This window comes from Limisphaera sp. 4302-co (assembly GCF_049537155.1).
Classification (GTDB): Bacteria; Verrucomicrobiota; Verrucomicrobiia; order Limisphaerales; family Limisphaeraceae; genus Limisphaera.
Genome location: NZ_JBMVQZ010000004.1, coordinates 99,040 through 111,551 on the forward strand (window position 1 = coordinate 99,040; position 12,512 = coordinate 111,551).

10 protein-coding genes are annotated in these 12,512 nt (G+C 66.3%); 9 read left to right on the forward strand and 1 reads right to left on the reverse strand.

Annotated elements, in window-relative coordinates:
* Nucleotides 1-28: 28 nt before the first annotated feature.
* Nucleotides 29-1,774 (forward strand): endonuclease/exonuclease/phosphatase family protein, encoded by a 1,746-nt coding sequence (locus ACPDIX_RS05840; protein WP_423430839.1) that lies wholly within the window; start codon nt 29-31, stop codon nt 1,772-1,774.
* A gap of 7 nt (nt 1,775-1,781) precedes the next feature.
* Here ACPDIX_RS05840 and glgP read toward each other — a convergent pair whose 3' ends face one another.
* On the reverse strand, nt 1,782-3,956 hold the full coding sequence (glgP, locus tag ACPDIX_RS05845; RefSeq protein WP_423430840.1) for an alpha-glucan family phosphorylase: 2,175 nt from the start codon (nt 3,954-3,956) through the stop codon (nt 1,782-1,784).
* Between the two features lie 205 nt (nt 3,957-4,161).
* On the opposite strand from glgP, the gene ACPDIX_RS05850 reads away from it, so the two are divergent.
* The 8 genes from ACPDIX_RS05850 (at nt 4,162) to ACPDIX_RS05885 (ending at nt 12,501) form a co-directional block, all read left to right on the forward strand.
* Entirely contained in the window at nt 4,162-4,830 is a 669-nt protein-coding gene (locus tag ACPDIX_RS05850; RefSeq protein ID WP_423430841.1) for a glutathione S-transferase N-terminal domain-containing protein, read from the forward strand.
* A complete protein-coding gene (locus ACPDIX_RS05855) occupies nt 4,827-6,140 on the forward strand; it encodes a PhoH family protein (protein ID WP_423430842.1) in 1,314 nt (437 codons plus the stop codon). Before ACPDIX_RS05850 ends, ACPDIX_RS05855 begins: the two co-directional genes overlap by 4 nt.
* Before the next feature lie 67 nt (nt 6,141-6,207).
* Nucleotides 6,208-7,344 carry a tRNA dihydrouridine synthase DusB gene (dusB, locus tag ACPDIX_RS05860; RefSeq protein WP_423430843.1) on the forward strand — a complete coding sequence of 379 codons (1,137 nt, stop codon included), beginning with the start codon at nt 6,208-6,210 and terminating at the stop codon, nt 7,342-7,344.
* Between the two features lie 106 nt (nt 7,345-7,450).
* Nucleotides 7,451-8,404, forward strand: a complete 954-nt coding sequence (gene dapA, locus ACPDIX_RS05865) for a 4-hydroxy-tetrahydrodipicolinate synthase (RefSeq protein ID WP_423430844.1) — start codon at nt 7,451-7,453, stop codon at nt 8,402-8,404.
* 34 nt (nt 8,405-8,438) lie between these two features.
* Entirely contained in the window at nt 8,439-9,191 is a 753-nt protein-coding gene (gene dapB / locus ACPDIX_RS05870; protein ID WP_423430845.1) for a 4-hydroxy-tetrahydrodipicolinate reductase, read from the forward strand.
* Between the two features lie 102 nt (nt 9,192-9,293).
* A complete protein-coding gene (locus ACPDIX_RS05875; RefSeq protein ID WP_423430846.1) occupies nt 9,294-10,568 on the forward strand; it encodes an MFS transporter in 1,275 nt (424 codons plus the stop codon).
* 178 nt (nt 10,569-10,746) lie between these two features.
* Nucleotides 10,747-11,703: an ABC transporter ATP-binding protein gene (locus ACPDIX_RS05880; RefSeq protein ID WP_423430847.1), complete on the forward strand. Its 957-nt coding sequence runs from the start codon at nt 10,747-10,749 to the stop codon at nt 11,701-11,703.
* A gap of 54 nt (nt 11,704-11,757) precedes the next feature.
* Nucleotides 11,758-12,501: an ABC transporter permease gene (locus ACPDIX_RS05885; RefSeq protein WP_423430848.1), complete on the forward strand. Its 744-nt coding sequence runs from the start codon at nt 11,758-11,760 to the stop codon at nt 12,499-12,501.
* Nucleotides 12,502-12,512: the final 11 nt, after the last annotated feature.

Sequence of the window (12,512 nt, forward strand, 5' to 3'; positions counted from 1 at the left end):
GCGCAACCATCGGACTCGAAACCTGGTGATGAAAGGATCGGAAACACAATGGGCGGCCGGTCGGCCTCGCCAGCCGGGATGGATCGCCTTTGCAGGAGCGGTTTGGCTCGGGGCGGTTGCGGCGCCGGGTGCAGGGTTCTGGCCTTACCTGGCCGTCTGGGATTTCAACAGCCCGACGCCCGACGGGCAGGTGACCACCGGGCGATGGGAGCCTGCATCCGGCTGGGGCCTGGTCCGGCCGGCGGGCGAGGTCACCGGGACGTTCGGCTCGGGCGCCGGTTCGTCCGACCCGGCCGAATGGGATGACAGCGCGGTCGTGTGGCGCGGCTGGCCGGCACAGGGCACGGGGAACCGCGGGCACGGCTGGGGAATGACTCTGAACGGTTACGGCTGGCATCCGGAGGCGGTCGTCTGGGACTGGCGGGTTGAGCCCGGGGCCAGCCGCCACTGGCGGGTCCAGTTTCGGAGTCCGACCGGAGAATGGGTGGACGGTCCGGTCCTGCAGGTGCAGCCCGGCGCATGGATGACAGGGGTGAGGGTCTGTTTCCCGCCGTGGTGCACGGCCATGGATGTGCTGGAGGTACGTTGGGTGAGTGAGTTCGAGGCGTCGGCCCTGGGCCGGGGTGCGGCGGCCTATGTGGCGGCGGACGACCGGGCGCCATACGATCCCTCGGCCGGGGTCTGGTTGGACCATGTGCGGGTGGTGGGCGCGCCCACCCTTCAGACGGTGCGGGTGGTGACGTGGAATCTGAGCGGCTTTGGGATGACCAACTGGCATGTGGGGCATTCGCAACTCTCGGCCGCGGCCCGGGTCTTGCGCACGTTGACCCCGGAGGTGGTGGGGTTTCAGGAGCTGCCGGAAGGCTGGGAACCGGGGATGACCAACTGGGTGGCTTCCTGGTGGCCGGGTGCGACGGTGGCAGTGGGCTCGTTCACGGACGGCGCGTTGCGGCTGGCCCTGGCCACGCGGCTGCCGGTCCGAGCCGTTCGCTCCTGGCTGCGCCGGGTCCCACTCGCTGCCTGGGGTTCTGACGGCGTGTTCACGCGCGAGCTCCTGGAGGCGGAGCTTTGCGTGCCGGGTCTTGCCGAGCCCCTGCATATGTTTGTGGTGCATCTGAAGGCGGGGACGGATGCGGACAGCACGGCCCGTCGCGCCGCCGAGGCGCGCGCGATCTCGAACTTCTTCGCCACGGCCTGGCCGGCGCGTTCCCTGGGACGTGCAGTGGTTTTGCTGGGAGACTGCAATGAGGATGTGGCCCGGCCGCGGCCGGGTGAGCAGGGCGCGATTCGGATCCTGGGCAATGCGCTGCCGGGCCTGACCTGGTTGACGCCGGTGAACCCCGTCACAGGCGACGAACGCACATGGTCCATCCGCGACGAGGCGTTGCGGTATCGGTTCGATTACCTGTTCGTCGGCGGGTGGTTGGTGTCGAACGTGGTGGCAAGCGGCGTGTTCCGTTCCGATCTGGCGCCCGGTGGGCCCGCCGGGGTCCTGGAAGGCGATTCCCCGGCGGCATCGGATCATCTGCCGGTCTGGGCGGCGTTTGCGAATCCCGGCGCGATCCCGCAGGTGCAACTGGTCCGGACCGCAACGAACGGGTGGCGGCTGATCTGGTGGGCCGCCAACGGTCAGCGTTTTCGTGTGGAAGGTTCCCCGGATCTGGCCGGCTGGCAGGTGCTGGAGGAAACGGTGGGCTCCCGGCCCGGCCTCCTGGAGACGGCCGTGGACGGCGACGGTCCGACCCGCTTCTTCCGCGTGGTCCGCGTGGATTGACGAGGCGTCACTCGTCCAGTCCGGCCTGATGGGCGCAGGACCCGGGCCGGCGGTAGTACCGCTCGACGTACTCCCGGACCATCCGGTCCGTGGTAAACCGGGCCACGGTGGCCATGGATCGGCGCATGCGCTGGATCCACTGGCGCGGGATGCCCTGGGCGTCCCGCTGGTAGAACAGGGGAATGACCTCCTCGGAAAGGACCCGGTACAGATTTTCGGCGTCCACCCGATCCTGTTCCTCCACGGAATCCGGGTGTGCGTCCGGGCCGATGGCGAACCCGTTGGTGCCGTCGTAGGCCTCGCGCCACCAGCCGTCCATGATACTGAGGTTGAGACCGCCGTGGCAGAGGGCCTTCATCCCGCTTGTGCCGCTGGCCTCGAGCGGTCGGCGCGGCGTGTTGAGCCAGACATCGCATCCGGAGACCATCTGGCGCGCCACGTGGATGTCATAGTTCTCGATGAAGACGAGGTGCCCCTTCAGCTCACTGTACTTGCTGAGGTGGATGATGTGCTGGATGAACCGTTTGCCCTCGTCGTCGCGCGGATGGGCCTTGCCGGCGAAGATGAACTGCACGGGACGGGCCGTGTCTTTCACGAGCCGGACGATGTCGTCGAACCTCTGGAACACCAGCGGGGCGCGTTTGTAGGTGGCAAAACGGCGGGCGAACCCGATGGTGAGGGCGTCCGGGTTGAGCAGGTGGTCGAAGGTGATGAAATCGCTCTGGGTGACGTGATGCTGCTGGAGCAGCAGCCGGCGCCGGGTGAATTCGATCAGCTCGCGCCGCAGCTTGTAGCGCAGGGCCCAGAGTTCCTCGTCGGAAATGAAGGACGGATCGAGGATCCGCTCCCAGAACTCCGGCGAATTGATGTAGTGCTCCCAGTGATGATGATGCTCGGAAAGGCGCCGCCGCCAGTACGTTCGCAGCGTGCCCTTCATCCAGCCCATCAGATGGATGCCGTTGGTGATATGGCCGATGGGGACCTTGTCCACGGGCAGGTCCGGGTAAAGGGCATGCCACATGTGGCGGGTGACCCGGCCGTGCAGCTCGCTCACGGCGTTGGCGGCACGCGACATTTTCAGGGCCAGCACCGTCATGCAGAACGGCTCATGGGGGTCCTCGGGACGGACCCGCCCGAAACTCATGAGCCGGTCGGGCTCCAGCCGGAGTTCCTCCAGGAACAGATGCCCGGCGTAACAGAGCAGGTCTTTGGAGAAACGGTCATGACCGGCCTCGACCGGTGTGTGGGTGGTGAACACGCATTCTTCCCGGGTTTGGGCCACGGCCTGATCGAGTGGCTGACCGGCGGCCAGCTTCTCCCGCACAAGCTCGAGGGTCAGGAAGGCCGAATGCCCCTCGTTCATGTGAAAGACCGAGGGCATGATGCCAAGGGCGCGAAGCATGCGCACCCCGCCGACGCCGAGCAGGATCTCCTGCATGATCCGGACGGAACTGTCCCCGCCGTAGACCCGCCGGGTCAGATCACGAATGAAGGGTTCGTTCTCGGGCAGGTTGGTGTCCAGCAGGTAGAGCGTGACCCGGCCCACGTTCACCCGCCAGGCGCGCACGCGGGCCACGGACATGGCAATGCGCACGGTGACGGTGACCGGCTCGCCCTTCGGATCCAGCACCGGTTCGATGGGCAGGTGGCGCGGGTTGAGGAGCGAGTAGTACTCGGTCTGCCAGTTGTTGGCGTCGATGGCCTGTTGAAAGTAACCCTCGCGATAGAAGAGGCTCACGCCCACCAGGCCCAGGCCCAGGTCACTGGCCGATTTGAGGTGGTCGCCGGCCAGCACGCCCAGCCCGCCCGCGGCGATGGGCAGGCACTCGTGCAGGCCGAACTCGGCGCAGAAATAGGCCACCGGTCGCCGGCTGAACTCGGGGGCGTGTTTGGCTGCCCAGGTCTTGCTCGGCTTCATGTAGGCGTCGAAGGCATCGAGCACCTGCCGCACCTGGGCGGCGAAATCGGGGTCCAACAGCCGGACCCGCAGTTCGTAGTCGGAGACCTCGCGCAGCACGGCTACCGCGTTGTGGAAGAGGTTCTGCCAGCCGCGCGGGGAGAGCTGGGCAAAAATGTCCTGGGCACCCTGGTCCCAGGTCCACCAGAGGTTGTAGGCCAGACGGTTCAACCCCTGGGCCAGTTCCGTGACCGTTTCCGGTGACGAAGGTTTTTTCAGGTCCATGCTTTCCATTCCGAGTCGCCTGCTCGCTGCCGGTGCAGCGCCGGGCCCCTGGGGCCGCGGCGGACCTCACCGTAGGAGAGCGGTCCGGCTGAGGGCAACGGAAAAAGCGGCGCGGCGGATTCCTGTGGGAACCGCGACCTTGTGAGGGGAGCGGCCTGCGGCTAGAGTTGCGGGGTGTTGGCGCGCACAGTGGATGGCCAGGGCCATGATTGAGCTGATCCAGTTCCCGTGGAGCCCGTTCTGTCTGGTGCAGCGACGGATCCTCGAGTTTGCCGGGGTCCCCTTCAAGTTGGTGAACATCCCCAGCAACGATCGTTCGTTGGTCTGGCGCCTGACGCGGGGTCGGTACTACCAGGTGCCGGTGGTCCGGGACGGTCGAACGGTTGTGTTCGAGGTTTCGGACGATTCACAGGTGATCGCCAAGTATCTGGATGTGAAACTCGAGCTGGGGCTGTTCCCGCCGCAGTGGGAAGGGATCCAGACCATCCTGTGGCGCTACATCGAGTCGGAGGTGGAGGGCTGCACATTCCGGTTGAATGACATCCACTGGAGGGAATTCGTCCCGCCGGCCGAGCAGCTGGACTTCCTCCGGTTCAAGGAGCGGCGGTTCGGCCGGGGCTGCCTGGACCAATGGCGGCGGGAACGGAAGGAATGGGAGCGGCGGCTGGTGGAACGACTGCTGCCGTTTGAACGCATGCTGGAGACACGCCCCTGGCTGCTGGATCACCGGCCCCGGTTCGTGGACTTTGATCTGTGGGGGATGCTGGCCAATTATCTTTACTCGGGCCGGACCCGCCTGCCGGGCCGTTGCCGGCGTCTGCGGGATTGGTACGGCCGGATGGAAAAAGCGAGATTGTCCGAGTCTCAACCGTGAAGACCTACGTCCTGGACACCAACGTCCTGCTGCACGATCCACATTCGTTGCTGCAATTCCGGGAAAACCAGGTCGTCATCCCCATCGAGGTGATCGAGGAAATAGACCGGTTCAAACGCGAGCCGAGTGAGCTGGGGCAGAACGCGCGCACGGTGTCGCGCCTGCTGGACGGCCTGCGCGCGCAGGGCCGGCTCAGCGAGGGGGTGCCGTTGCCCAACGGCGGCCGGTTGCGGGTCATCTGTCCGCCCAGACCCTCCCGCAACGGCAAAAACGGCCGCGCGGGCGAGCCTTCTGTGGACGACCGCATCCTGTCTCTGTGCCTGAAACTCAAGAAGGAATCGCCGCGCCATCCGACCATCCTGGTTTCGAAAGACATCAACCTCCGGGTGAAAGCCGATGCATACGGACTGGCGGCCGAGGATTACGAGAGCGACCGGGTCTTTGTCACCGACCTCTACACCGGCATGATCGAATGCACGGTCAGTCCGCAGGACATTGCGCGGTTCCGGGCCAATGGGGAGCTCGAGGTGCCGGACGGCCTCCACGTGCACCCCAACGAGTACTGCACCCTCATTGACGAGACCAACCCCAAACGCACGGCGCTGGCCCGGGTGGACGTGAACGGCGCGCGCCTCATCCCCATCCTGGACACCCGTGAAGGTGTCTGGGGGATCAAGCCGCGCAACCGCGAGCAGCACTTTGCCTTCGACGCGCTGCTGGATGACCGGATCAAACTGGTGACCCTGATGGGCAAGGCCGGCACGGGCAAGACCCTGCTGGCCATGGCGGCGGGACTGAAGCGGACCGTTCTGGACCGCGAGTTCCGCCGCGTCGTGGTGGCGCGCCCCACCGTCTCCATGGGACGTGAACTGGGTTTTCTGCCGGGCACGCTCGAGGAAAAACTGGCGCCCTGGATGCAACCCATCCACGACGCTTTGGAGCTGTTGAGCGACCTCAACATGGGTCAGGACCAGCGCAGGAGCACCGACCTGCTCCGGTCGGGCAGCATCGTCGTGGAGGCGCTCAGCTACATCCGGGGCCGCAGCATCGCCAACCAGTTCATGATCATTGACGAGGCACAAAACCTCACACCCCTCGAGGTCAAAACCATCGTCACCCGCGTGGGCCCCGGCACCAAGATCGTCTTCACGGGCGATCCCTACCAGATCGACAATCCCTACGTGGACTCCTCCTCCAACGGCTTCAACTACATCGTCAGCCGGTTTCGGGAACAACCGATCGCCGCCCACATCGAGCTGCAAAAGGGGGAGCGATCCGAGCTGGCCGAGCTGGCGGCAAACCTGCTGTGAACAGGCCGGCCCCTCACCAGGACGGGCCCGACTTGAGTGCCGCCGGCCCCTGTCGCATGTTGGAACCGTGAAAATCGGGTCGCTCGAACTGGCCACGAACCTTTGTCTCTCGCCGCTGGCAGGTTACACCAACCTGCCCTTCCGGCTGGTGCTGCGGGAGATCGGCGGCCTGGGCCTGGCCACCACGGACCTGGTCAATGCGCGTTCGCTGCTGGAAAACCGTCCCAAGGCCCTCAAACTGGTGGAAACCCGACCGGAGGACCGTCCGTTGGCCGTCCAGTTGTTCGGGGCCCATCCGGACGAAATGGCCGCCGCCGCGCAGAAGGTGGAGGCCATGGGAGTGTCGTGCATCGACATCAACATGGGCTGCCCCGTGCGCAAGGTCTGCAAGGTGGGGGCGGGCAGCGCCATGATGCGCGACATTGACCAGGCCGTGGCCGTGGCCCGGGCCGTGGTCAACGCCGTGCGCATCCCCGTCACCGCCAAGATGCGCCTCGGCTGGGACAACCGGAACATCACGGCCCCCGAACTCGCACGCGCCCTGGAGGACGTGGGCATCGCGGCCGTCTTCGTCCACGGGCGCACGCGCGAACAGGGCTTCTCCGGCCATGTCAGCCTGGAGGGCATCCGCCGCGTGGTGGAAGCCGTCCGGCGCATTCCGGTGATCGGCAACGGCGATGTCACCACGCCGGAAGCCGCCCGGGTCATGCTGCAGGAGACCGGTTGCGCCGGCGTGAGCATCGGGCGGGGCGCGTTCTACGATCCCTGGATCTTCCAGCGCACCCGGGCCTACCTGGAGCGCAAACGGCGGGAGGCGGCCGGTGCCGACCCGACCACGCTGCCCGAAGTGCCGCCCGAACCCACATTCGAGGAACGGGTCCGGATCATGCGACGCCACCTGGACCTGCTCGTCGAGGTCTTTGGAGAGGAGACCGGCTGCAAGATGTTTCGCAAGATCGCACCCTGGTACGCCCGCCGGTTCGGGCCCAATCACGAGTTCAACCGCCGAATCGTCCATTTGCAGAAGCGCGAGGAATTCGAGGAAATCCTGGAGGCCTACCGTCGCTGGCGTCAACAGTTCCTCGACGATCAGGGCAACCTGCTGCCGCGCTATCAGCCGCCACCTTTGACGGTGACCTTTCAGGAAACCATCGAGCCCGGCCGTGCCGTGCCCGTCCCGGCCGGGCCGGTGGAGTTCTGGTGATCCGGCCCGTGGCGGCGCGCGCGTCCGCCCGTGCGTCGCGCGGCCGCTGCCGCCACCCCGTGTTTGGGCTGGCGTGCCGTGGCCGGCCTGGTTCATGCTGGGGCGCATGGGACGCACGACAAGTTGGCGCGGAATCTACACGGCCCTGGTCACGCCTTTCCGGGACGGAAAAATCGACGCGGAGGCGCTGGCGCGATTGATCGAGTTTCAGGTCAGCGGGGGCGTGGACGGCGTGGTCCCGGTGGGGACCACGGGCGAATCCGCCACGCTCGACTACGACGAGCACATCGCCGTCATCGAGATCACTGTGAAACAGGCGGCCGGGCGCGTGCGCGTCATGGCCGGCACCGGCGCCAACTCCACCCAGGAGGCCATCGAATTGACACGCCGCGCGGAGGCCGTCGGCGCCGATGCCTCCCTGCAGGTGACCCCCTACTACAACAAACCGACCCAGGAAGGACTCTTCCAACATTTCCGTGAGGTCGCCAGGTCCACCCGCCTGCCGATCATCCTCTACAACATCCCCAGCCGGTGCGGGGTGGAGATCGGCGTGGAGACGGTGCGGCGCCTGGCCGAAGAGTGCCCCAACATCGTGGGGATCAAGGAAGCCGGCGGCAACGCCGACCGGGTCAGTCAATTGCGCGCCGCCCTGGGACCGCGTTTCACCATCCTGAGCGGCGACGATTCGTTGACCCTGCCCTTCATGGCCGTGGGGGCCGAGGGCGTGGTAAGCGTGGCTTCCAACGTGATTCCCCGGGAGGTCTCCCGCATGGTTCGCGCCTTTTTGGAGGGTCGAGCGGCGGAGGCCCAGCGCCTGCACGCGCGTTATTACCCGTTGTTCAAGGACCTGTTCATCGAAACCAACCCGATTCCCGTCAAGGCCGCCCTGGCCATGATGGGATTGGTGGCGGAGGAATATCGTCTGCCGCTGGTGCCCATGGCCCCGGCAAACCGCGAGCGCCTGGCGGCCACGCTCCGGAGTTGCGGGGTTCTGAAGAACCCTGGCCGCGCCGACCGTGGCCGGATCACACGGCGCGCTCCGGCACGACGCGGAAGCTGAGTCCCCGTCCACCCTTTCGTTTCGCCACGGGACCATGGAAACGCCGGTACGCATCGTGTTGCACGGGGCCCGCGGCCGGATGGGCCGTGCCATCCTGAACGTGGTGGATCAGCATCCGGGCCTCCAGGTCACTGCCCGGGTTGACCAGGGTGACGACCTGGCCCGGGCGCTGCAACAGGGCGACGTGTTGGTGGATTTCAGCGTGCCCGAGGCAACGGAGCGGATGCTCTCGCTTTGCGTGGACCGCCGCGTGCCGGTGGTCCTCGGCACCACGGGCCATGAAGAGCAGGTGCGGCGCAGGATCCGCGAAGCCGCAGGCGTGATTCCCATCGTGTGGGCCTCGAATTTCTCCACCGGGGTCAATGTGTTGTTCTGGCTGACCGAGCGCGCGGCGCAGATCCTGGGTCCCGACTACGACGCCGAGATCGTGGAGATGCATCACCGCCACAAACAGGACGCACCCAGCGGCACGGCACGCACGCTGGCGGAGATCCTCGTCTCGGTGCGGCACGCCCTGTGGGAGCGCGATGTGCGGTTTGGCCGGCAGGGACTGGTGGGCCCGCGCCGGCCCGGGGAAATCGGCGTGCACGCCCTCCGGGGCGGCGACGTGGTGGGCGATCACACGGTGATTTTTGCCGCGCCGGGAGAGCGCGTGGAATTAACACATCGGGCTTCCAGTCGCGAAACCTTCGCCCATGGCGCCCTCCGTGCCGCGCGCTGGGTCCGGGACCGGCCGCCCGGCCTGTACGACATGCGCGACGTTCTGGGCCTGCGCGCGCCGGCCTGAATCCCGGGCGCAGCTTGACGATCCACCGCGCGGCGCTAGATTCCGCGCCATGTTGGGCGTCCCGGGTTTGCCTCGTCTGCGTCGGAGTCGGAGGTGTGGTGCATGAGACGGCCGGCTTTGGGCATCATCTGGCTGACGGTTTTTCTGGATCTGGTGGGCTTCGGCATCGTGGTGCCCCTGGTCCCGCTGTACGGACGGGAGTGGGGCGCGCACGGGTTCGTGCTGGGGTTGATCATTGCGTCCTTTTCGGCCCTGCAGTTCCTTTGCGCACCTCTCTGGGGCCGATGGTCGGACCGCGTGGGGCGGCGGCCCGTTCTGTTGATCAGCACCGCCGGGGCCGCGCTTTCTTACGTCCTGTTTGCGTGGAGCAGTCGGGTGCCCGATCCCGTCACGGCCCTCTGGTTGCTGGCCGCATCGCGGGCCTTTGCCGGTGCCTGCGGCGGAAACATCACCGTTGCCCAGGCCTACATCGCCGACATCACACCGCCCGAACAACGCTCGCGCCGGATGGGCTTGATCGGCATGGCATTCGGGCTGGGGTTCATCTTCGGCCCCGTGCTGGGGGGGGTGAGCCTCAAATGGTGGGGCTTGAGCGGACCCGGCTGGCTGGCGGCCACGCTCTGCAGCCTGAATTTCCTGCTGGCCCTGTTCATCCTGGCCGAGAGCCGCCGGCCGGGGACCGCGCCGGTGGAGGTCCGACCCCACTGGGCACAGTACCTTCACACCCTGCGCACGCCGCGCGTGGGGCTGCTGGTGATGGTATTCTTCCTGGCCACCTTCGCCTTCAGCTGTTTCGAGAGCACGCTGCCCCTGGTGGTGAGCGACAATTTCGCGCTGGACCTCACCCATGACGGTCGTGCCGCCGCCACGGTGGTCTACCTGTTTGCCTACTGCGGCATCCTGGGAGCGCTCCTGCAGGGTACGGCCGTGGGGCGGTTGGTGGCCTGGCTGGGGGAGGTGCGCCTGATCGTGGGGAGTCTGATCTGCACGGGCTGCAGCCTGGCCGTGCTGCCCTTCATCCGGGGGGAGGGCCTGCTCTCATGGCCCACCTTGTGGGGGCCGCACGGAGGCGGTTGGTGGGCGTTGTTGGCCGCTCTGGGACTGCTCTCGCTGGGGTCGAGTCTGACCCGGCCGCCCTTGTTCGGCCTGCTGTCGAATCTCACCCGCGAGAGCGAGCGCGGCGCCACCTTCGGCGTGGCCCAGAGCATGGGGAGTCTGGCCCGGATCCTGGGCCCGGTGTTCGCCAACACCACCCTTCATTACCTCCCGCCGTTGCCGTACCTGGTGTGCGCGGCTCTGCTGATGGGGACGGCGGCCGTGCTGGGACGGCGGTGGCACACGGCCGTGCCGGCGGAGGCCCCGGCCGGAACCGGCTGATCCCGGGAAAGATTGAACACGGACCCGGCCGGGGCTGTCTCCTGCTGGATGATGTCCGTCGGCTTCGTGGTTCGAGCCGGCGCAGGCCGCCTCTGCCGGCCAAAACGGGATGGACAGCGGCCGAAGGGTGCATTATACGCAGGGATCCGTCCGATCGGTTTCCTGAAGGAGCTTGACCATGATCCGTGTGGAGCAACTGACGAAGAACTTTGGTGCCAAGCGTGCGGTGGACGGCGTGTCGTTCACCGTGGAGCCGGGGGAGGTGCTCGGCTTTTTGGGACCGAACGGCGCCGGCAAATCCACCACCATGCGGATGATCACCGGCTTCATTCCCCCGACGGCCGGCCGGGTCTGGATCGGAGGACACGACATGTGGGAGAAACCGATCCCGGCCAAGCGGCTGCTCGGCTATCTGCCCGAGAACGCGCCGGCCTACACGGACATGACCGTGTACGGTTTTCTGAACTTCGTCGCCGAACTGCGCGGCCTGCACGGGCAGGCGCGCAAGCAGGCCGTGCACCGCGTGGTGGAGATGTGCTTTCTGGAGGGCGTCCTTCATCAGAGCGTGGAAACGCTTTCCAAGGGCTACCGCCACCGCACCTGCTTTGCACAAGCCATTCTCCATGACCCGCCGGTGCTCATCCTGGACGAGCCCACCGACGGCCTGGATCCGAACCAGAAACATGAGGTGCGTTCGTTGATCCGCCGGATGGGCCAGAAGAAGGCGATCATCTTCTCCACACACATTCTCGAGGAGGTGGACGCCGCATGCACGCGGGCGATCATCATCGATCGCGGGCGGATCGTCGCCAACGGCACCCCGGCCCAGTTGCGTGCGCGATCGGAACTGGCCGGTGCGGTCACCCTGCAGATCTCGCGCGCGACACGGGCGGAGGTCGTGGACAGGCTCTCGCAGGTGCCCGGCGCCAGGAGGGTGAATGTCCTGGAGGAAACCGCCCAGGCGATCCGCGTCCGTGTCTTTCCAAAAGAGCCCGGCATTGACGGGGCCTTCACCCGCGCGGTTGCGGAGGCGGCGCGGGGCTGGGCTCTCGAGGAGCTGCGCGTCGAAGAGGGCCGGTTGGACGAGGTCTTCCGCAGCATCACCATGCCGGACACGGTCCGCGCGGCCGCCTGAGCCGTCCGGGGCGGACCGGTTGCACACGGGAATCTCAAGGATGGACGCTGAGCTATGAGAGACTCGGTGAACAACATCTGGGCCATTGCCAAGCGCGAGCTGTCGGGTTATTTCGCCTCGCCGGTGGCCTATGTGTACATCGTGATTTTTCTGCTGTTGAGCGGCTTCTTCACCTTCATGGTGGGCGGGTTCTTCGAACGTGGCGAGGCTTCACTGGCGGCGTTCTTTCTGTGGCATCCATGGTTCTACCTGTTTCTGGTGCCTGCGGTGGGGATGCGCCTCTGGGCCGAGGAACGCCGGGTCGGAACCCTGGAACTTCTGCTGACCATGCCCATCACCGCATGGCAGGCCATCGTGGGCAAGTTTCTGGCCTCCTGGTTGTTCCTTGGACTGGCACTGGCACTGACCTTCCCGCTCTGGATCACGGTGAATTATCTCGGGGACCCGGACAATGGTGTGATCCTGGCCGCATACTGCGGGAGTTTTCTCATGGCCGGTTCCTATCTGGCGATCACCTGCATGACCTCGGCCCTGACTCGCAACCAGGTGATCAGTTTCATTCTCTCGGTGGTGATCTGCCTGTTCCTGATCCTGGCCGGGTTCCCGCCGGTCACCAATCTGCTGGCGCAATGGTCGGCGCCCTTGGTGGAGCTCGTGGCCTCGTTCAGTTTCATCACCCACTTTGACGCCTTCCAGAAGGGCGTGTTGGACACGCGGGACATTCTCTATTTCCTGTCGGTCACCGTTTTTGCCCTGTTCACGACGAGTGTGATCCTCCGCAGTCTGCGTGCGGGTTGAACCGGATCGAA